General features: G+C 62.4%; 20 protein-coding genes and 1 pseudogene. 14 read left to right on the top strand and 7 right to left on the bottom strand.

Features of this window, described 5'->3' with window-relative positions; translation table 11 throughout:
* The first annotated feature begins 425 nt into the window (after window positions 1–425).
* The 4 genes and pseudogenes from NKJ72_RS09390 to NKJ72_RS09375 all read left to right on the top strand — a co-directional run bounded on the left by NKJ72_RS09390 (window position 426) and on the right by NKJ72_RS09375 (window position 8,183).
* A pseudogene (locus tag NKJ72_RS09390) lies at window positions 426–4,783 on the top strand (strawberry notch-like NTP hydrolase domain-containing protein).
* Complete coding sequence (locus tag NKJ72_RS09385) at window positions 4,783–5,829, top strand: DUF7146 domain-containing protein (protein ID WP_254818556.1); 1,047 nt, start codon at window positions 4,783–4,785, stop codon at window positions 5,827–5,829. The pseudogene NKJ72_RS09390 and the gene NKJ72_RS09385 overlap by 1 nt, the downstream one beginning before the upstream one ends.
* 312 nt (window positions 5,830–6,141) lie before the next feature.
* On the top strand, window positions 6,142–7,077 hold the full coding sequence (locus NKJ72_RS09380) for a DUF2493 domain-containing protein (RefSeq protein WP_352476764.1): 936 nt from the start codon (window positions 6,142–6,144) through the stop codon (window positions 7,075–7,077).
* A gap of 776 nt (window positions 7,078–7,853) precedes the next feature.
* Window positions 7,854–8,183 (top strand): DUF736 domain-containing protein, encoded by a 330-nt coding sequence (locus NKJ72_RS09375; protein WP_352476763.1) that lies wholly within the window; start codon window positions 7,854–7,856, stop codon window positions 8,181–8,183.
* Between the two features lie 194 nt (window positions 8,184–8,377).
* Here NKJ72_RS09375 and NKJ72_RS09370 read toward each other — a convergent pair whose 3' ends face one another.
* Window positions 8,378–8,593 carry a helix-turn-helix domain-containing protein gene (locus tag NKJ72_RS09370; RefSeq protein WP_023674290.1) on the bottom strand — a complete coding sequence of 72 codons (216 nt, stop codon included), beginning with the start codon at window positions 8,591–8,593 and terminating at the stop codon, window positions 8,378–8,380.
* Between the two features lie 126 nt (window positions 8,594–8,719).
* On the opposite strand from NKJ72_RS09370, the gene NKJ72_RS09365 reads away from it, so the two are divergent.
* The 10 genes from NKJ72_RS09365 (at window position 8,720) to NKJ72_RS09320 (ending at window position 14,739) form a co-directional block, all read left to right on the top strand.
* Entirely contained in the window at window positions 8,720–8,998 is a 279-nt protein-coding gene (locus NKJ72_RS09365) for a DNA -binding domain-containing protein (protein ID WP_254818554.1), read from the top strand.
* A gap of 167 nt (window positions 8,999–9,165) precedes the next feature.
* Entirely contained in the window at window positions 9,166–9,351 is a 186-nt protein-coding gene (locus tag NKJ72_RS09360) for a transcriptional regulator domain-containing protein (RefSeq protein WP_352476789.1), read from the top strand.
* Between the two features lie 46 nt (window positions 9,352–9,397).
* Window positions 9,398–9,922 (top strand): DUF2285 domain-containing protein, encoded by a 525-nt coding sequence (locus NKJ72_RS09355; protein WP_352476762.1) that lies wholly within the window; start codon window positions 9,398–9,400, stop codon window positions 9,920–9,922.
* Window positions 9,923–10,036: 114 nt separating this feature from the next.
* The gene (locus NKJ72_RS09350) at window positions 10,037–10,327 is read left to right on the top strand and encodes a helix-turn-helix transcriptional regulator (protein ID WP_254818552.1); all 291 of its coding nucleotides are present in this window, start codon (window positions 10,037–10,039) and stop codon (window positions 10,325–10,327) included.
* Window positions 10,328–10,343: 16 nt separating this feature from the next.
* Window positions 10,344–10,775 (top strand): replication initiator protein A, encoded by a 432-nt coding sequence (locus NKJ72_RS09345; RefSeq protein ID WP_352476761.1) that lies wholly within the window; start codon window positions 10,344–10,346, stop codon window positions 10,773–10,775.
* Window positions 10,772–11,332, top strand: coding sequence for a S26 family signal peptidase (locus tag NKJ72_RS09340; protein WP_352476760.1), 561 nt, complete (start codon window positions 10,772–10,774; stop codon window positions 11,330–11,332). Before NKJ72_RS09345 ends, NKJ72_RS09340 begins: the two co-directional genes overlap by 4 nt.
* Before the next feature lie 45 nt (window positions 11,333–11,377).
* Window positions 11,378–11,704 (top strand): DUF736 domain-containing protein, encoded by a 327-nt coding sequence (locus NKJ72_RS09335; protein WP_352476759.1) that lies wholly within the window; start codon window positions 11,378–11,380, stop codon window positions 11,702–11,704.
* 4 nt (window positions 11,705–11,708) lie between these two features.
* Entirely contained in the window at window positions 11,709–12,752 is a 1,044-nt protein-coding gene (locus tag NKJ72_RS09330) for a lytic transglycosylase domain-containing protein (RefSeq protein WP_352476758.1), read from the top strand.
* Window positions 12,749–13,000 (top strand): hypothetical protein, encoded by a 252-nt coding sequence (locus NKJ72_RS09325; protein WP_254818547.1) that lies wholly within the window; start codon window positions 12,749–12,751, stop codon window positions 12,998–13,000. Before NKJ72_RS09330 ends, NKJ72_RS09325 begins: the two co-directional genes overlap by 4 nt.
* The gene (locus NKJ72_RS09320) at window positions 12,997–14,739 is read left to right on the top strand and encodes a relaxase/mobilization nuclease domain-containing protein (RefSeq protein WP_352476757.1); all 1,743 of its coding nucleotides are present in this window, start codon (window positions 12,997–12,999) and stop codon (window positions 14,737–14,739) included. The genes NKJ72_RS09325 and NKJ72_RS09320 overlap by 4 nt, the downstream gene beginning before the upstream one ends.
* A gap of 127 nt (window positions 14,740–14,866) precedes the next feature.
* Here the strand turns inward: NKJ72_RS09320 and NKJ72_RS09315 are convergent, their stop codons facing one another.
* The 6 genes from NKJ72_RS09315 to NKJ72_RS09290 form a co-directional block, all read right to left on the bottom strand.
* Window positions 14,867–15,916 (bottom strand): L-idonate 5-dehydrogenase, encoded by a 1,050-nt coding sequence (locus tag NKJ72_RS09315; RefSeq protein WP_352476756.1) that lies wholly within the window; start codon window positions 15,914–15,916, stop codon window positions 14,867–14,869.
* A complete protein-coding gene (locus tag NKJ72_RS09310; RefSeq protein WP_254818544.1) occupies window positions 15,913–17,319 on the bottom strand; it encodes a TRAP transporter large permease in 1,407 nt (468 codons plus the stop codon). The genes NKJ72_RS09315 and NKJ72_RS09310 overlap by 4 nt, the downstream gene beginning before the upstream one ends.
* A gap of 3 nt (window positions 17,320–17,322) precedes the next feature.
* On the bottom strand, window positions 17,323–17,895 hold the full coding sequence (locus NKJ72_RS09305; RefSeq protein ID WP_254818543.1) for a TRAP transporter small permease: 573 nt from the start codon (window positions 17,893–17,895) through the stop codon (window positions 17,323–17,325).
* Window positions 17,896–18,037: 142 nt separating this feature from the next.
* A complete protein-coding gene (locus NKJ72_RS09300) occupies window positions 18,038–19,012 on the bottom strand; it encodes a sialic acid TRAP transporter substrate-binding protein SiaP (protein WP_502901837.1) in 975 nt (324 codons plus the stop codon).
* A gap of 51 nt (window positions 19,013–19,063) precedes the next feature.
* Window positions 19,064–19,783 (bottom strand): FadR/GntR family transcriptional regulator, encoded by a 720-nt coding sequence (locus tag NKJ72_RS09295; RefSeq protein WP_352476755.1) that lies wholly within the window; start codon window positions 19,781–19,783, stop codon window positions 19,064–19,066.
* Between the two features lie 193 nt (window positions 19,784–19,976).
* Entirely contained in the window at window positions 19,977–20,882 is a 906-nt protein-coding gene (locus NKJ72_RS09290) for a DMT family transporter (RefSeq protein ID WP_352476754.1), read from the bottom strand.
* Between the last annotated feature and the right edge of the window lie 63 nt (window positions 20,883–20,945).

Below are 20,945 nucleotides of genomic sequence, written 5' to 3'. Positions count from 1 at the left end.
TTTTTTACAACCAACACCCCGAAACCCCCCTTGTACCGTGGGCGGGGGGGCGGGTTTTTGTTAAAATCCCAAAAATCCCGCCCCCGGCGGGGGGGGGGGGGGCCCCCCCCGCGCCCTTTCCTACCCCTACCGGATCACACTGGCAAAGCCAATTGGCCGCTTCTGCCGCGTCCTTCTCGCTCGGCGGCTGCTGCCCGCAGTCCCCACAGCGTGCCAAGGTGTCGCCCCGGGGCTGCCAACCGCGTTGCCGCTGTCGTCGTTGGACTGACGGCGGGTAGCGGCGCAGCGCCTGGATCGAAGAAGGATCGTTATCGGCAGGACCGCAGTCCAGAGGGGAGAGGCCGCCAGGGCGGATTTGAGCCGGATTGGTCGAGAGAGAGGGCCGCCCGGTTCATTCCCGTTCCGCTCTCCTTGAGGTTTTCTCCATGCTTGATGCTTCTTCGAAGACTGCCGCTCCGGCAGTACCGCTTCCGCTTGTCTCATCCCCCGCGGTCGAACCAGCTGCCGCCATCCACCGCGCGGCGCAGTTCCTTCTACCCGATCTCCAACGCGGTCAGCGCCTCGACGCCCCGAACCTTCGCTTGGCCATGGAAGCTGCCTTCGGTGCCTCCGACGCATCCGGAGCATGGGACTGGAAATCAGCCTATGAGGCTTGCGAAGTCGCGACGGTGCTGTTCCTGCGCAAATTCGGAAAGTCGCTTTTCCGCAAAGCCGGTTCTCCGGCCGCCGCACTTCCGATGCTGGGCAAGATCGCCGGCCTGTTCCCAACTCACACGCGCCGCTCCGAAGAGACCGAAGCGCTTCAGCAGTTCAGCACCCCCATTCCGCTCGGTCTGGCGGCCGTGACTGCTGCGGCAATCACCCCTGCCGATCGCGTGCTGGAGCCCTCCGCCGGCACCGGTTACTTGCTATTCTGGCCGAGATCAGCGGCGGCACACTGCTGCTCAACGAACTGGCCGAGGCCCGCGCCGGGCTTCTCTCGTTGCTCTTTCCGGCCATCCCCGTCACCCGCTTCAACGCAGCGCATATCGATGATCATCTCGATCCAGGCATAGTGCCGAGCGTCGTGCTGATGAACCCGCCATTCTCGGTGCTTGCTAATGTCAGCGGCCGCATGCCCGACGCTGCCTACCGCCACGTCGCCTCTGCGCTGGCCCGGCTCGCCGAGGGTGGGCGGCTTGTCGCAATCACTGGGGCAAATTTTTCCCCAGAGCTGCCCATCTGGCGCGGGTCCTTCGTCAGGCTCCAGGAGCGCGGTCGCGTTGTGTTCACCGCCGCGATCGACGGCGCCATCTATGCCAGGCATGGCACCACCGTCGAGACCCGGCTGACCGTCATCGACAAACTGCCGGCCGACAATCCAGGCACCTTTCCAGCATCAGCCGGCACGGCGCCCGATGTCGCCACCCTGATCGCCTGGATTGGCGAACATGTTCCCGCGCGGCCGCCGGTCAGCGCTTCGGTCTTTGCGCCCGCCGTCAAGGCACTGGGGCCCACAGCGCGCATCGTGCGCGGTGATCTCGCCAGATCCGCAGGTTCCACTCCGGTGCGCAGCCTTGCCACGCCGGAAGGCAACGAGCTTGCTTACGAGACATTGGACTGGACGCCTGCCGAAAGTAGGCACATCACCGATGGCATCTATGAGGAGTACGGGTTGCAGGCGATCCGTATTCCGGGCGCCCATCCGCATCCGACCAAGCTGGTCCAATCGGCGGCAATGGCATCCGTTGCTCCGCCGAAGCCGAGCTACCGGCCGATTCTTCCTGCCAAGGTTGTCAGCGACGGCCTCTTGTCCGACGCGCAGCTAGAAACAGTCATCTATGCCGGCGAGGCCCATTCGGAGTTCCTCGCCGGTTCCTGGACGGTGGACGACACCTTCGACCTTGTCTCTGCCGCGCGCGACGATGCCGCGCACGCCGTGCGATTCCGCCGGGGCTTCATGCTCGGCGACGGGACGGGCGCCGGCAAGGGCCGCCAGTCCGCAGGCATCATCCTGGACAGTTGGATGCAGGGCCGCCGCAAGGCGGTGTGGATCTCCAAATCCGACAAGCTGATCGAAGACGCCCAGCGCGACTGGTCTGCTCTCAGCATGGAGCGCCTGCTGGTCACGCCGCTGTCGCGGTTCCCGCAGGGCAAGGCCATCCGCCTCGATCAAGGGGTCCTTTTCACCACCTACGCAACGCTGCGCTCCGACGAACGCGGTGAGAAGATGTCGCGCGTGCGGCAGATCGTCGAATGGTTGGGCACCGACTTCGACGGAGTGATCATTTTCGACGAAAGCCACGCTATGCAGAACGCGGCAGGCGGCAAGGGAGAGCGCGGCGACGTCGCCGCCTCACAGCAGGGACGCGCCGGGCTCCGCCTCCAAAACGCCCTGCCGAACGCCCGCGTCGTCTATGCCTCGGCGACGGGAGCAACCACCGTCCACAACCTCGCCTACGCGCAGCGTTTGGGCCTGTGGGGTGGCGACGATTTGCCCTTCGCGACCAGGGCCGAATTTGTCGAGACGATCGAGGCTGGCGGCGTTGCCGCCATGGAAGTGCTGGCCCGAGACCTTCGCGCACTCGGTCTCTATACGGCCCGATCGCTCTCTTACGACGGTGTCGAATACGAGCTGGTCGAGCATCAGCTTACCCCCGAGCAGACCCGCATTTACGACGCCTACGCCGGAGCGTTTAGTGTCATTCATAATAATCTCGACGCCGCGATGCGGGCCGCCAACATCACAGGCGAGACCGGCACACTAAACCGTCAGGCAAAGTCGGCTGCACGTTCGGCTTTCGAGAGCACGAAACAGCGCTTCTTCGGCCATTTGCTCACCGGCATGAAGACGCCGACCCTGATACGCTCGATCGAGCGCGATCTCCATCAAGGCCATGCCGCCGTCATCCAGATCGTCTCGACCGGCGAGGCACTGATGGAACGGCGCCTCGCTGAAATTCCAACCGAGGAATGGAACGACGTTCGCGTCGACATCACGCCGCGCGAATATGTCCTCTCGTATCTGCAGCATTCGTTCCCGGTGCAACTCTATGAGCCGTTCACCGACAGCGAAGGCAATTTGTCGTCACGTCCGGTCTATCGCGACGGCCAGCCCGTGGAGAGCCGCGAAGCGGTCGCCCGCCGCGATCGCCTCATCGAGCAACTCGCTTCACTGGCCCCCGTCCCGGGGGCTCTCGATCAGATCGTACAGCGCTTCGGTACCGACCTCGTAGCGGAAGTGACAGGCCGGTCGCGCCGCATCGTGCCCAAGACCAGCACTCGAGGCATCGATCGCCTTATCGTCGAAAACCGCGCCGGATCGGCCAATCTCGCCGAGGCACAGGCATTCATGGATGACTGCAAGCGCATATTGGTGTTTTCCGACGCCGGTGGCACTGGCCGCAGCTATCACGCTGATCTCACTGCGAAGAACCGCCGCCTTCGAGTTCACTATCTGCTCGAGCCGGGCTGGAGGGCCGATGCCGCCATCCAGGGTTTGGGGCGCACCAACCGCACGAACCAGGCGCAGCCGCCGCTGTTCCGGCCGGTTGCAACCGATGTGAAGGCTGAGAAGCGCTTTCTCTCGACGATAGCCCGGCGCCTCGACACATTGGGCGCCATTACTCGCGGCCAGCGCCAGACCGGCGGACAGGGCCTATTTCGCCCTGAGGACAATCTGGAGTCGCACTATGCCCGCGACGCGCTGCGGCAGCTTTACCTGCTGCTGGTTCGCGGCAAGGTGGACGGCTGCTCACTCCAGATGTTCGAGGAGGCGACCGGCCTCACGCTGACGGATTCCACCGGCATCAAGGACGAGCTGCCGCCGATCACGACCTTCCTCAATCGGCTGCTGGCGCTCACCATCGCGCTTCAAACCGTCCTGTTTACGGCCTTCGAGCAATTGCTAAATGCGAAAATCGAGGGCGCCATCGCCTCCGGCGCCTACGACATCGGCTTGGAAACACTGCGTGCGGAGAGCTTCGTCGTCACCGAGCGACGCGTCATCCATGTCCATGCCGCCACCGGTGCGGAAACGCGACTGCTGACCATCGCCCAGCGCAAGCGCAATCGACCCGTTTCACTTGCCGATGCCCTTGCCCAGCTTCACGATCCCCGCGCGAAGCTCCTGGTCAACAACCGATCCGGCCGCGCCGCCGTACAGGTGCCAGCGCCCGCGCTGATGCTGGACAACGGCGAGATCGAATGGCGCGTCCGGCTGATCCGGCCGATGGAGCACCATCAGGCCTCATTGAAGATGATGGCGGAGAGCCACTGGGTTGAGGCTGAGCAGGCTGCATTCGCTGACGCCTGGAGTGTCGAGACGGCTGACGTGCCCGAATTCACGGACAGCACTATCCATGTCGTTGCCGGCATGCTGCTGCCGATCTGGAAGCGTCTGCCCAGGGAATTCTCACGTGTGTACCGGCTCCAGACTGACGATGGCGAGCGCATCATCGGTCGTCAGGTCCCGCCAGCATGGATCGCGGGCGCACTGGCAACAAGCTCGCCTTCGATCACAGCCAGTGATGCTTTCGTTGCGCTTCTGGGCGGTCGAACGATCCTCGATCTCGCCGATGGTCTGCAGCTTCGGCGCAGCCGCCTCATGGGCGTCAGCCGAATCGAGCTGACGGGCTTCAATGACACAATGCGTGACCGTCTTTCGGCTTACGGCCTCTTCCGAGAGATCATCTCCTGGAAGCTGCGCATGTTCGTGCCCGCCGACTCATCTGGACCCGCAATTCTGGGCAAGTTGCTGAAGGCTTATCCAGTCCAGCGCATCGACACGCGGGAGGACGCGTGATGGCCCGCCACGGTGCGTCAGAACTGGCGCACCGCCTCGGCCAGCAGGCTGAGGCGGTTTGTCGCTATTATCTTTCGAACGGGCATCGTGAGGGCCGCTACTGGCTTGTCGGCGATGTGCAAAACACGCCGGGCCGCTCAATGTTCGTGCGTCTCGTCGGGTCAGCGAACGGAAAAGGAGCCGCCGGCAAGTGGGCCGATGCGGCGACTGGCGAGCATGGCGACCTTCTAGACGTCATCCGCGAAAGCCGCGGCTTCAGCAACTTCAAGGACGTCGCGAATGAAGCAATGACGTTTCTCGGCTTGCCGCATCCCGAACCAGAGCAGACGTCTCCCCCTTCGAAATCGGTAGACACGCCATCCGGATCATCGGGAGCAGCGCGTCGGCTGTTTGCGATGTCGCAGCCGATTGCGGGTACAGTCGTAGAGGCGTATCTGCGCAACCGCAGTATTACCGCTTTGCACGGGACCGAAAGCCTGCGTTTTCACCCGCACTGCTACTACCGGCCCGACGAACACGCGCCGACCGAGACCTGGCCGGCGATGATCGCTTCCGTCACCGATCTCGACGGCCATTTGACTGGCGCACATCGCACCTGGCTTGATCCTTCCGGCAGGGGCAAGGCACCGGTCGGTACGCCGAAGCGCGCGATGGGCGATCTTCTTGGTCACGCGGTTCGCTTTGGCCTGCCGGGCGACGTCATGGCGGGCGGCGAAGGCATCGAGACCGTCTTGTCGCTTCGGTGCATCCTGCCCGATATGGCTATGGCAGCGGCACTCTCGGCAGCCCATCTCGCTGCCATGCTGTTCCCCCTCACGCTGAGACGGCTCTACATCGTGCGCGATGCCGATCCAGCCGGCGACGGCGCACGTGACACCTTGATCAAAAGAGCGAATGCTGCCGGGATTGAGGCGATTGTGCTCTCGCCGACACTTGGAGACTTCAACGAAGATCTCTGTACGCTTGGCGTGGATGATCTTCGAGCACGCGCGCGTGTCCAGCTCGCGCCGCAGGACATCGCCCGTTTCATGGCAGTGGCGGGATAATTTGGAACGAACAACCTGTCCGCTGTCGCTTGCATCGCTCGGATGCCCCCGAAGTCGGAGAGAACCGCGCCTGCGGGCCTTCGAGAGGGCGATCGGCCAGCAAACGAGCCAGACCCGCAATGTCTTCGGCCGACTATTTTCCGGCGCGCTCCCAAGGGAGCGCTTTCCATCGCGAAGCAAAATAGCCGGCCTTCCCCCTCCTCCGCTGACACTCCGGCCCTTCGCTTCGCTGCGGGTGCAGGTCCGTCCCGTCCGCCGGCTTCCGTCGCCATGAAGGCCGCGAGGGTCGCGGTCCAACCGGCGGAGCATCCAATGAGCGAGCATAACGACTACGAACCACAGCACTCGTCTTCACCCATCGACCAAGTCCTCACCGAACTCCAGCTCTATGGCTACCGGCCCTTCGCAGATGAGCCTGATCCTCGACCGCTTCCAGAGGGCCACTGCGTCGCCGGCGCGATCGCCGACATCTTCGACGCCCTCATCGTGGCACTGCAAGACACTCGCCTCGAGCCCGATCTCGACGATCTTCTATGGTCGACCGTCAACATCTTTCACCGCGCCGCAGATCGGATCGAGCGCGAGCTCGACCACAACGAGCAGGCGCAACGCCGCAGCCAGTGTGAGCAGGACGGCAGCGAAGTGAAATCCGTCGAGCTGGAACGCCTGACGGCCGAAGGGCAGACGCTGATCGAACGCCAAAGCGCCTTCGAACTGATGCGTGATCAGGCCGCGGAGGACTATGAGCGCCACACCGGATCCAGTTGGCGACCGCGCAGCGGATCGATGGTCAACCACCGCAACCTGACCTCTGCGCTGATCGACAGCCGCGACTTTCTCAGCGCCAAGAAACGTGCCTCGCAGGAAGTCCTTCTGCCACCTGGCCCGAAAATCGCCTTCACCGCTGGGCTCGACTTCAATGACCACCAGCTTATCTGGGCCAAGCTCGACCAGGTCCACGCCCGGCATCCCGACATGGTCTTGATGCACGGGAAATCGCCGAAGGGTGGCGAAAAAATCGCCTCCTGTTGGGCAGATCATCGCAAGGTACCCCAAATCGGCTTTGCCCCTGATTGGACAAGGCATGCCAAAGCCGCTCCGTTCAAGCGCAATGACGCAATGCTGGAGTTGCTGCCGATAGGCGTCATCGTCTTTCCCGGGACCGGAATTCAGGACAATCTTGCTGACAAGGCAAAAAAGCTCGGCATCCCAGTCCTCGACTTCCGCCCCAAGGGAGGCGGCGCGTAAGCGCTGCCCGCCCTACCATTTGTCGATTGTACAATACGGTCGGGCGGCGCGGCGCCGCCCGTCTTATGCGATACTCAAGTCCGCGCCCTGGCAAAGGCGCGCGACGCCGTCACGCTTGCCGTCAACGTTTCAGCTGCGTCGCAGCTGGCATCACAGCTGCGAATAACGACGCCTGTTCAACCGAACAGGGGCCGGATCTGGCCGAACTCATCGAACACCGGCGTGGGCAGGATGCTTGTTCTTGAGCGGCCGTCGCATTGTTAGCGTTGTCGCTGACACGGCATCGCGCGACGCACAGTTCGAATCCACCACGGCGTGCCGTCTCGTTCCAGAGATAGCGGATATCCGGTGATGCACGTCAGCCGTGACTTGAACCCTGGCTTAAGCGCGGTGCTGACAACAGCTTGCGACTCGCAATGCCTGTACAGAGGAGCATCGACGCCGCTGATCGTCGTAGCCGGGATTTCGCCAGCGACGGTATCGCCAGGTTCTCCGTTGATGTCTCTATCTGGTGGGCCGCTCCAAACGGCCTCTTTAATGGGCTGATCCGGCCGAAGGTCGGCTGCGCCTCGATCGCCTAAGCCGCAATGGCGCCGATCGACTTTCTTCCCCTGCCGGCTGCGCCGTCATTCCTCGCCAAACAACAAAGTCGCCTGGCTGCCATCCTCCGCTGGCGCTGCGGTCGCAAGCGATGCGGCGTCGATCGCCTCCGGCCCGCCGATCGCCATCGAGGCCGCAATGGTGCGGGCTCGAAACAGAGTTCAAGGAGAAAACTCATGGCGATAATCGGAACCTTCAAGAGGGCCGGCAACAACGAGTTCACCGGCGAAATCGTGACCCTCTCGCTCCAGACCAAGAACGTCCGGGTTGTGCCCGAGACCAACCGCTCTGGCGACAGCGCCCCCAGCCACCGTGTCTTCGTCGGGCAGGTCGAGATCGGCGCCGTATGGTCCAAGCGCTCCAATGACGGCCGCGACTATCTCGGCATGAAGCTGGACGATCCGAGCTTCACTGCTCCGATCTACGCCAACCTCTTCAACGATGAGGAAGGCGAAGGCTTCAGCCTCATCTGGTCCCGCCCCAACGGGCGCCGCGACGCCGAGTAAGGCCCCGACCAAGGCTCCGCCCGGACGAACAGGGCGGGGCCGCTCTCCTTTTACCCGACAAGTTGAGCGCAGTCGCTGCGCAACGAGCTCCGTCGGTCTGTGGGGCGACTACCGGTCGTGTTCGCGACTGGAGACTTCATTCCTGCATGTTGCCTCGCCGATCATCGAAAATTCGCGGTGCTTCCCGCGTCAACTCACGGTGCCGATTTTCTGATCAACTCGCATGGGTCCACATTCAGCGCAGTGGCGATCCTGCCAAGAACACTGATGCTGGCCGAGACCCGAGCGCGCTCGATCGATCCCACGTAACGCATGCTCAGTCCAGAGCGGGCGGCCAGTTCCTCCTGCGTCACGTTCTGGTCATGGCGCAGACGACGCATGTTGGCCGCCATGATCTCCTTGAGGTTCATGACGGATTAGGGATCAGAAAGGGAACTATCGTTCTAGGAATGATCGTTCCTATTCGCTATGATTGGTGCTCGATCTGCAGGACGGCTCCTTCGAGATCGCGATCGAAATATGAACGGTCAAATACCATGCCTAAACCGCTGCTCGATCCTGATGTCGCCGACATTGCGCCGGATGCACCGGTCCTGACCGGCTATGACGAGGAGCGTCTGCTCACCTATATTCGCCTGCTTGACGCGGCAGCCGAAGATGCCGATTGGCGAGAGGTGGCCAGGATCGTCTTGCATATAGACCCGGAGCAGGAGCCGGAACGAGCGTTCCGGTCCTGGGAGACCCATCTTGCCCGCGCGCGATGGATGACGACCAGCGGCTACCGATATCTTCTCGCCGGCGGCGCTCCGCACTGACGCGACCGGCGCTCCACTTGGCTGAATCGGCATAATGTTTTGCCGACTCTCCAACTATCCAACTTCCTTATCCCCCTGAATGTTGACGCCGACGCCTCACATCCGGGTACACGGCGGGGACAGGAACAGTGCAAGGCGATTGGACCGATCCGGCGGCGTATGCACATATGTGCAGCTACCAGGCCACGGAGTTCGCTGCCGAGTATCTGATCCGGAATGACGAATTCGTGGCAGAGTGCAGCCAGCTTGCATCGCAACCCGCTGGTTCTGGAGAACCTGCCGGTCAGCCCGATCTCGCCGCCCGTTGGGGCGCGCGATTTCAAAACTGCCGCTGCCGGAGTTCCGAAAGCTGACAATATCATCTGGACGGAACAGGCCTCGCCGCGCGTGCTCCGGGTCATGCGGGTATCTGCATCCGATCAGACAGTTCGACCTTCCAGCCTTGGCGGAGCCAGCGTTTGGCCGCAGGACGAAGGCCTTCACATTATTTGGTCTACCTTAATTGGGAAAAGTCATCTCGTCGCTAACGACCGCGCCGGTGAATTCAACGCTATCCTTCTGCCGCTCGACGCTGCATTCGAGACGCGGCTCGATGCAGCGCGCCGGTTCTGGCGCGCACTGAACGGCCGGGCAGCCGGTCCATCCTACGGCGCACTGCCGCAACAGACCAAGACCAGGCATATCCTCAATTTACGCGCACATGATGGTCACCGCACGGGTGCAACCTATCGTCAGCTCGCGGAGGTGCTGTTCTCGCAAGAGTCGATTGTGCCGCGAGATTGGCGTGATCATCATCTCCGCCACAAGGTCCGAGCTATCTTACGCCGTGCAGCTTTTTTAGTCGCCGGCGGCTATCGCGATCTTCTCTTCTACCCCCACAACCGCAGCGAAAAGTCCGGCCGCCGAAGTCCTTCTTCGGGGTAGCAAAAACGCACCCCCCAATCTTTGCCCTCCCTCGCCTTTCCTCATTTCGATCATGGTCCACTTCGCGCGTCCCGGCAGGCCAGGACGACAGCAGAACCGAATGGAGATCGAGCGATGTCGAAGGGCCCCGCGGACGCGCCCCAAAAGTATTTGCGCACGAAGGAGGCAGCAAACATCGTCGGGCTCTGCGCCCGCACACTCGAAAAGCACCGGACCTACGGCACCGGCCCAAAATACCGAAAGGTCGGCGGGCGCGTTCTCTACGACATCAACGACCTGCACGCTTGGATAGATCTGGGCGCACGCACCTCCACCAGCGATGCCAACGCGACCTATGTTCCGCCGGCAAAACCCCATGCAGCCCGCGCGCCCGCCTATGTCGGCAGGCGCGACCGCAGCTCCTGATCTGTGGCGCACCGAAATGCAGTATCGCGAGACCGTTCAGCAGCAATTTGCGCTGCCTCATGTCCCCTCATCCGGCTTCCCTCCACCCGGCACGCAGGACGTTGTGGCGTGGCAACTCGTCTTGTTGGTGAAATCCCGCCACCTGAGACCGATCCATTCTCATGCGGGCGAAGAATCGACCTGCGTTGAGGCGGCAAGCGTGCACGGCATAGCAGCGATTTGGAACGCTGCCATCCTGGTCTGGGCTGCGTCGCAAACCATCCACGCGCAAGCCAGGAGATTGCAACTGCGGCGCGTGGTAGCGGCGAAACAGCAGCAAACCCTGACGTTCATGTCGCCGCGTAATCGGCGCCATGTCCACAGCCGGATAGCCCCACGCGAGCAGCCGAGCCGATACACGGCCCAGCGTCGTAAAACTTGCCTGCTGCGCCCCGGGATCGAGTCATGAGCAAGCGCACAAAGATCATCGCCACGATGATTGGCGGCGCAGTGCTCGCGGCGGCGCCGGCATGGATTAGCCCTCCGCCGCTGTCCATCTGGAACGCATCGGCGAGCATCCCCGTCGGGCTCTATCGCGTCCAGCCGGCCGACAAAATCGGTATTGCCGATATCGCCGTCATCATGCCGCCCGAGCCATTGGCGGCCTTCATGGCAAGACGCGGGTATCTGCCGAAAAATGTGCCGCTCCTGAAGCGTATTTTAGCACTGGGGGGCGCAACCGTCTGTCGCCAAGGCACAACGATCATCGTCAACGGCAAGACGTATGGACATGCGCGCGAGCGTGACAGTCGCGGTCGACCCCTGCCCATCTGGCAGGGCTGCCGCGACATTGCCGAGGCGGACGTCTTCCTTATGAACCCGGGTGCGGCCGACAGTTTTGACAGCCGCTATTTCGGCCCGCTCCCGCTCTCATCAATCGTTGGCCGCGCGGTTCCCGTCTGGACCACGGAGCCCACCACTCCGGTGCTGGAGGTCACCAACGATCCCCTTTCTAGCGAGCCGTGACGGCTCGGCTGAACGCGCACTAACACTCATGAAAGGAGCACTGCAATGACCCAGATCGGAACCTTCACGCGCAATGATGACGGCTTCTTCGGCAATCTCTCCACGCTAACAATCGAGGCGAAGATTGCCATTCTGCCTGCCGAGAAATCAAAAACCGAAAACGCGCCCGACTATCTGATCTATTGCGAAGGGATGGCGGTCGGTGCGGCTTGGGACCGCGCCGGAGACAAGGCGGGGGATTACCTCTCCGTCTCAATTGACGACCCGTCCTTTACGCAGCCGATCCGCGCCAAGCTGTTCCGGTCCGATGCAGAGAACAGCGTCTGGAGCCTGCACTGGAACCGATCCTCGAAGCGCGACGGGCGAGGCTGAACAGATGCTTCTGGAGCCCTTCGACGAATCTTTCTCGCCAACCCTTTTGATCCATTGCGTGCCGGTCAAACCCTTCGACCCGATCGCCCGCGACACAGCCCAGAGGGGGCCGGACACTTGCCTGTGGCTCCGGACACCGATCTCATCACAGTTTTGGCAAAGCCGGTTCGATCGGCGAGCCCCTGCCGTTAACGGAAGCGAACACCGTCGCAGGCTGGCGGTGCATCGGTTCTGCGGTCTGCGGGATGCAGTCCACAGAGGCATGACGACGTTTGCCGCATGTGTCATGCTCGGCTTCGTGGCGCCCGAAACTGGTGCAGCGGCTTCCTCTGGTGAACGGCCGGCGCACTCCGAGTCGACGATCTTGTCGGCTGGCCCGTGGTCGCGGCATATCCGGGAAGCGTCAAAACGCTTCGCGATTCCAGAGCGGTTGCTGCGCGGCGTCATGCATGTTGAGAGCGTCGGCGATGTTCGTGCGCTTTCAAGCAAGGGCGCAATGGGCTTGATGCAGATCATGCCGGCGACGTGGGAAGAACTGCGCATCAAATACCGTCTCGGTGACGATCCCTATCGACCGCGTGACAACATTCTTGCAGGTGCAGCATATCTTCGCGAAATGCTCGACAGCTTCGGGCGCAGCGGTTTTCTTGCCGCTTACAATGCCGGTCCTGGTCGGTACACGGAACATCTCTCGACCGGCCGTCCGCTCCCACGCGAGACGGTCGACTACGTTAGGAAACTCGCGCCGCTGCTCGATGGTGCAGTTCTCAGTCCGCGGCGCCCGCGGCAAAGAAGGGGCAGAGCCAGCTCACTCCGTGCAACGATCTTTGCGCATCCCCATGACATTCGGAACGCCGCTGTATCGGATGGCAATGGTTATGCCGAGACGATCTTTGCGGCGATTCATTCGTCAGCGATGCAGTCGCCAATGGGCCATCCTGTTGCGGACCTGACCGCGATCGAGCCACGGCGGAGTGAAACCGATTTCCAATCGAACCACGCTGTTTCCGGCCTATTCGCTCAGCCCTCTTTAGCCATATCGCGATGATCGCCACGTTCCTCCTCAATTCCATTCCGGCCTGTTCCGTCGCGGAAATTGCGGCGGAAGGGTTGGCCGCAGATGAGGACAGAGAGAGTGGCAGGATAAAGGGCCGCGAGGTGCGGCTCGGTTCGGCCGATTGTTTTCCTTACAATTTTCGACTCATTTCGCGATGTGCTGCCACAATCAGCGATGTGCGCTATCCCCATTTTTTCAGTCTTTCAATGGAAACCGCACCTCGTGGCCGCCTAGCATGAAGCGTGACGATACCTTTCGCGTCCGCCCCGGTCGTATCCGCTCCCGCGCCGGCCAGCGCGCACGACCCTTCATCTTCCAGGCTCTTGCGGCCACACAGCGCGCCGGCGGTCACCTTACGTGCGAGGGTCGGATCACCTCCCCGCGAGCTTCAACGTTTGGCCGCGGCAGGTCAGCGAGCATCCGCGCCAGTCGCCTCATCTCTGACCGCTCACGCGGCGCCGTCGTCAAGACCCGTGTGGTGCGGCAGTTCAGAGGGTCTGCGCCACTCGCCACCCATCTCAAATATCTTCGCCGCGAAGGTGTTACACGTGATGGTGAGAAGGCCAGGATGTTCGGCCCTGAGACCAAAGAGGCAGATCATGACGCCTTCTGCGATCGCTGCAAGGACGATCGGCATCACTTCCGTTTCATCGTTTCACCGGACGACGCAATGGAGCTCGGCGACCTCAAGAACTTCACTCGTGACCTGATGGTCGACATCGAGCGCGACCTCGGCACGAGGCTCGACTGGATAGCCGTCGATCACTGGAACACCAAACATCCGCACGTTCATATCCTCGTTCGCGGCGTTGCCGACGATGGCGAGAGTCTTGTCATCTCGCGCGACTACATCCGCCAAGGCATGCGCGATCGGGCGAGCGACATTCTCACCCAGACGCTTGGGCTCCGCACCGACCCCGACATCCGCCAGGCCATCGAGCACCAAGTCGACAATGAGCGCTGGACGCAGCTCGATCGCCAGCTTGTTCGTGACGCCGACCGTCATGGTATCATTGATCTCGCGCCACACCCTGATCGCCATCCCGACCAGTTCCTTGGGCTCAAAGTCGGCCGGCTGCGGCAACTGGAATGCCTGGGTCTCGCGAACGAGATCCGTCCCGGCCAATGGATGGTGGTCGAAGAGGCCGAGGCCACTTTGCGCGCCCTCGGTGAACGCGGCGACATCATCAAGCGCATGCACCGCAGTCTCACCGTGCATGGGCTAGAAAAGGGGACAGTCGACTACGTGCTGGCCGCCGAAAAAATTGATGCGCCCGTGATCGGCCGACTGCTCGAACGCGGCCTTGATGACGAACGGCGCGGCGCGGCCTATGCCATCGTCGATGGCATCGATGGACGCACGCACCACATTCGCTTCTATGATCCTGATGCGGCAGGAGATTCCGACCCGGGCTCGGTCGTGGAGTTGTGTCGCGATGCGAGTGCAAATGGCGGTGGCCGGGTCACGCTCGCCGTCCGCTCCGACCTCTCAATCGAACAGCAGGTCCATGCTTCCGGCGCGACTTGGCTCGATCGCCAACTCGTTGCACGCGAGCCCGCCGAATTCGGTGACGGCGGCTTTGGCAAGGACGTAAGACAGGCACTGCAAGATCGGGTAGATCACCTTGTCAGCCGCGATCTGGCCAGGCGCGAGGGACAGCGCGTCATTCTTGCCCGCAAACTGATCGATACACTACACGATCATGAGGTGGAATCGCTTGGTGCCCGCATCGCCGCCGAGACGGGCCTGTCATTCACGAAGGCTGCCAACGGCAATCATGTGGCTGGGATTTACCGGCGGCGTTTCTTGCTGGCTTCAGGCCGGCTCGCAATGATCGATAATGGACTCGAATTCAAGCTGGTGCCCTGGTCGCCGTCGCTCGAAAAGCGATTGGGCAATCAAGTTACCGGGGTCGTGTGTTCAGATACGGGGGGCGTGGATTGGAGCCTGGGAAAGAAGCGCGGCATCGGCTTATGATGGTTACACGCGTATGCTCTATCCTGATGCTGGGAAGCCGGCACGGTCCGTCGCACATCCTCTGTTTGTACCTGCACGGTGAAGCGCCAATGGGCTCGTAAAAAACAGGGACGTTGCGAATCCTCAATCAGTCCGCGGTCAGCACGACCTTGACACTTTGAGCGCGGTCGGCGCCAAGTCGGAAGGCATCGGGGGCGGAGGAAAGCGTGCGCTCCGCCGTCACCAGCTTCAGGACGTCCACCTCCCGCGACACAATGAGGTCGACTGCGCGAGCGAACTCGCTGCCGAAGCGGAAGGTGCCTTTGAGGTCGATCTCTTTGGCCATCACCGCATTGGCGGGCAGCGGGATCTGGCCACCGGGAAGATTGCCGACCTGGACCACCGTGCCGCCGCGCCGGACGCTGGCGATTGCCGCGGCAAGGCCTGCGGCAGTGCCTGAAATCTCGAACGCCACATCAAGCGAACCGCCGGCCGCGAGCGACTGGATCTCGGCGTCCCCGCTGGCAAGGTCGATCGTCCTGTCGGCGCCCAACCTGCGGGCGAAGGCGAGCGGCGCGGCGGCGATATCGACGACGGTCAGTTCAGCGCAGCCGGCAAGCCTGGCCGCGAGCATGGTCAAGAGGCCAATGGGACCGGCACCGAACAGGACGACGTTGCGGCCCCTGATGTCGCCGGCCCGCGCAACGGCGTGCAGGCTGACCGCCAGCGGTTCGGCAAGTGCGGCCGCCTGGTAGGCCACATCAGATGGAACCTTGAAACATTGCGCGGGCGTGACGTCGAACAGACTGGCGAAGCCGCCCTGCATATGCGGCGTCTTCGACGCCGAGCCCATGAAGTAGATGTTTTCGCAGAGATTGGCGCGGCCTTCCAGGCATCGCGCGCAATGCCCGCACCAGCGTGACGGATTGACCGCGACGTGGTCGCCGACGCCCAGGCCGGGTGCCGCGCCGTTGATCTCGACGATTTCGCCGGAGATTTCATGGCCGAGGACAAGCGGCGAGGTCACAACGAAGTCGCCGGTGCGGGCATGGCGGAAATAATGCAGGTCGGAGCCGCAGATGCCCCCGGCCCCGAAGCGCACACGCACCATGCCTGGTGCCAGCGGTTCGAGCGGATGCTCCACGACGCGCAGGTCCTGCGGGCCGAACAGCGTTGCGGCGATCACCTGGCCACTCACCGGATCAAGCCCATCTCGGTCGGCAGCCAAAGCGTGATGGCGGGTATGAAGGTGATCAGAAGCAGCGCCACGATAAGCGGCACCAGCCACGGCAGGATCGCCATGGTGGTGCGCTCGACCGAGAGCTTGGCGACGCGTGACAGCACGAACAGCACCATGCCGAGCGGCGGGTGCAAAAGCCCGATCATCAGATTGAGCGTCATAATCAGCCCGAAATGCACCGGGTTGATGCCGTAGACGGCAGCGACCGGCAGCAGGATCGGCACCAGAATCGTGATCGCGGCGATCGTATCGAGGAAGCAGCCGACCACCAGCATCAGGATGTTGACCAGGATCAGGAAGACCCACTTGTTTTCGGTGAGCGCGAAAATGAAGTTCGAAAACAGCTGTGCCGCCTGGCTGACGGTAAGCAGCCAGGCGAAGATCGATGCGGCGGTAACGATGAACAGTACGGAGGCGGTCGTCTCGATCGTGTCGAAGCTGGCCTTGGCAAGCAAACGCAGCGTCATCGTGCGGTAGCGCACCAGCCCGAGGAAAAGCGACCAGATCACAGCCGCCATTGCCGCCTCGGTCGGCGTGAACCAGCCCATCGTCATGCCGCCGATCAGGATGACCGGCGTCATCAGCGCCATGACCGCGGAGAAATCGAAATACCAGTCCGCGGCGATCAGCAGCAGCAGCGCGATGCCGACCGCGACGTTGATCGACAGGCCAAGCTGCACAAGCACGTAACAGCCAATCGGAAAGGCAGCCACCACCAGCACCTCGCCCGCTGCTTCGGCGAGCCGCCGAAGCTCGAAAGGCGTGTCGGAGCCCCAGCCGCGATTGTAGGCAAAGATGGCAACCGTAATCATCATCAGCATGGTCATGACCACGCCGGGCAGGATGCCGGCCATGAACAGCGCACCGATCGAGACATTGGCCATCATGCCGTAGATGACGAAGGGCAGCGAGGGCGGAAAGATCGGCCCGAGAGTGGCGGAAGCGGCGGTGACGCCAACCGCGGCGTCGATCGGATAGCCGTGGTCCTTCATCGCCTTGATCTCGATGGTGCCGATACCGGCGGCGTCGGCGAGCGCGGTACCCGACATGCCGGAAAAGATCACCGATCCGATGATGTTGACCTGCGCCAGGCCGCCTTTCATCCAGCCGACCAGGGCAAGGGCGAAGGAATAGATGCGCCCGGTGACGCCGGCGATGTTCATGAGGTTGCCGGCCAGGATGAAGAAGGGCACGGCGAGCAGCGGGAAGCTCTCGACCCCGGCGATCATGCGCTGGGCCGCGATGATGTCGGGCGCGACGCCGTAGATGACGAGGTAAAGGATCGACGCGGCCGCCATCGAAACGGCGACCGGCACGCCGATGAGCATCAGGACAAGAAAGCCCCCGACCAGAAGCAGCATCGCTCAGACCCCCGCCGTCTCGAACGCACCAGGACGCTCGAGCACCGAATAGCCGCGCCGGTAATTGCCGATAAAGACCTGGATCGAGCGCAGAAGCATCAGCACGAAGCCGGCCAATACGGCGTAGAAGAACCAGCGCCGCGGCAGGTTGACGGTGACCATGCGCTCATGCGCCACGATCGTGACGTAGCGCCACATCAGCCAGGATCCGTAGGCGAAGAATGCGATGCGGATGATATCGACGGCAAGCGCCAGCCAGCGGCCGACACGCTCCGGCAGATAGTGGTAAAGCACGTCGACGTGGATATGGCGCGAAAGGCGCACGCACATGGCGGCGCCGAGAAAGACAACGACGACGAGCGCGTTGATGGCGATCTCCTCGGTCCACGCAAAGCTGTTGTTCAGCGCATAACGGGTGAAGAACTGCAGGAAGACACAGACGACCATGCCCCAGAACACGGCAAGCGTGACCCAGTCCTCGATGCCGTGGTCCGACAGGTCGACGCGCATCGGCACCTCCTCGAAGGCGTGCGCAATCTCTTCGACGGTGATCTCGGTGTGGTGTTCCTCGGCCATTGGCGCGCACTCCCGAAGCTGGTGGATCGTCAAGGATTGGAAGGCCGTCCGGCGCAATTTGAGCCCGGACGGATAGGCAGGTTAAAGCGGCGAATCCGATTACCGCTCTATCCTCTTGATTGAGCATCCAGTTTCCGATGCTCTACTTGATAGCGCGGATCGCTTCCCAATCGGCCTTGTTGTACCCGAACTCGTCGAAGGTGACCTTCTCCAACACATTCTTCTCGAAGTCGGCACGGTCGACATCCGTTACGGTGATGCCGCGGTCCTTGAATACCTGCACCAGTTCCTTTTCGCGGGCGACGATCTTTGCAGTGGCGCGGGCGGCAGCCTCCTGCATCACCTCGGTAAAGATCTTCTTGTCCTCGTCGGACAGCGAGGCCCAGCGGGACGCCGATATGATGGTGTTGAGATGATCGACGATATGGCCAGTTAGCACGATATTCTTCTGCACCTCGTAGAATTTCTTCGCCTCGATGGTGGTCAGCGGATTCTCCTGGGCCTCGACCGTGCCGTTCTGCAGAGCCAGATAGACCTCGGCGAAGGCAATCGGCGCCGTGTTGGCCCCGCAGGCACGCGGCATGGCCAGATAGGCCGGCACGTCGGGAACGCGCATCTTCAAGCCCTGCATGTCGGAGCACTTGGCGATCGGCCGGTTCGAGGTGGTCTGCCGCGTCCCGTAATAGGTGGTGGCGACGATGTGATTGCCGGTCTTGTCCTCATAGCCCTTGGTCAGGGCCTTGTAGACGTCGCTCTTGGTGTATTTCAGCAGATGGTCGGCATCGCGGAAAGTGTACGGGAAATAGGTGACGCCGATCGGTGGATATTCGCGCGCCGCGAAGCTCGATCCGGAAATGATGATATCGACGGTGCCGAGCATCAGGCCCTGGTTGATGTCTGCTTCCTTGCCAAGCTGCGAGGCCGGATAGACGTCGATGGCATAGCGGCCCTGGGTGCGCTTCTTGATTTCGTCGGCAGCCCACACGGATTCGGTGTGGAAGGGCTCCGTCGTCTCGTAGACATGTGCCCATTTCAGGACCGTTTCCGCCGAGGCCGACGCCATGGGTATGGCAATTGCGGCGATCGCACCGAGCAGAACTGCGTATTTTCTCAGCATCTAATTCCTCCCTGGTTGAACTTGACGGCCGGATCTCCCCCAGGCCAACTGCTATTCCGCAACCTCCTTGGCTGCGGCTCTCTCATCGAAATTGCGTGAGAATCTGATTTGCGACTGGCGCAGATGCTGCTGCATGGCGGCCTTGGCCCGCTCGGGGTCGCGCGCGGCAATTGCATCGCGCACGGCACGATGTTCCCTTGCCGCGACCTGCCAGGAATCGCTGGTCTCGAAATAGATCGACAGGCGTTCGAAGTACGGGTTCATGCGCTGGTCGAAAAGCTCGCCGATGAAGCGCACCAGCACCGCGTTCTCGAGAATGCCGGCGACAGCGGTATGGAATTCCCGGTCGAGCGCAATGGTCATCTTGTTGGGGTGGCGCATGGCCTCCATCCGGCGCAGCACGTCGTCGAGCCGCTCGATATCTGCAGACCGGACATGGAGGGCCGCTTCGGCGGCGATCGCGCCTTCGACGAATTCGCGCGCGCGCAACAGCTCGAACGGGCCTTCCTCGACTTCGGGTTCGGAGGCGGCGGCGTTCGGCGGATCGGTGACGTAGATACCCGAGCCGACGCGGATGCGTATGCGGCCTTCGACCTCCAACGCTATCAGCGCTTCACGGACCGTCGGGCGGGAAATTCCGAGCTGGTCGGCCAGATCCCGCTCGGTCGGCAGACGGTCGCCGATGGAAAACTCGCCGGCATCGATCAGCTGCCTGAGCTGATCGGCGACCTGTCGGTATAGCCGGCGAGGTTCAACAGCCTGGATCGGCATGCGCGTCTAATTCCCCTCCCCGGCCGCCCTGGTACATTGGTCTGACCCATTGACCGCAGCCTAAACTGACGACCCAGAGAGTCAAGCTGGATAAACAGACAGAAGAAGAAGGCGCCCCGCCCGATTTATCCGGTGCACCTATGTGGCGGGGCCCGCGCAGCGGAAGGCGGCGCATTGCGACGCATTGCATGCGTCAGCGTCGTCCTCCTCGAATGACCAGGACGTTTCCGGCGGCGACGAGGACGAGCCCGATGATCGCATACGCAGTCCAGGCATAGCCTTCCAGCGCCGTGGAGATCAAAAGCGCAAAGACGGGAAATATGACGGTCGCATAACCGGCGCGGGCGCCGCCAATGCGTCCGAGCAGCGTCAGGTAGGCGGCGAAAGCCACGACCGTCGATATGACGGCGAGGAAGACCAGCGAGCCGATATAAGAGGCGGTCGTCGCGAACACGAACGGCTCACCGAACAGGAAGGCCAGGAACGCCGACCACAAAGTGCCGTAGAGCATGCCCCAGGCGTTGGTTGAAACGAGCGGCAGGTCGCGGCGCTGGCTTGCGACGGAGACGAGATTGCCGGCGCAGAAGCTCAGGGTGCCGCAGAGGCACAGAAGAAGGCCCACCAACGTGCCGCCGGAAAGCCCGTTGGCAGCGATTTCGGGGAAGAACATCAGCGCTATGCCGGCGAAGCCGATGACGCCGCCGGCGAGAATGCGCGGCGCCGGGCGCTCGCCGATGACCAAGGCACCGAGCAGCATGTTGATGACCGAGGCGAGCGAGAAGACGACCGAGAGCAAGCCGCTGACGAGATAGCCGGCGCCATAATAGAAAAACAGGAAGTTCGACGAGAAGATGAGGATGCCAAGCACAGCAAAGCGCAAATGACCGGTGATCGGAAAGCGGAGCCGCCGACCGGAAAAAGCCGCCCAGGCAAACATCAGCAGCGTGGCGATGGCGAAGCGCCAGACCAGATTGACCTCGTTCGACACGCCGCTGCCGACCTGAAGTTCGATCGCGAACCACGATGCGCTCCAGGCAATGACCGTCAGCGCGTAAAGCCCGTAGTCGACGGGTTCGAAGGGGCGGTCGCGCGTCGTCATGCGCATTTCCGCATTAGCCGGTTCCGCGGCGCCGTTTGGTTCTCTTGTTACTGACATGCTGGC

This window comes from Mesorhizobium sp. M0045, from assembly GCF_040323385.1.
In the GTDB taxonomy this organism is placed as follows: Bacteria; Pseudomonadota; Alphaproteobacteria; order Rhizobiales; family Rhizobiaceae; genus Mesorhizobium.
Note: the sequence above shows the minus strand (reverse complement) of the source record. Positions and strands in the feature narration are given on the sequence as shown.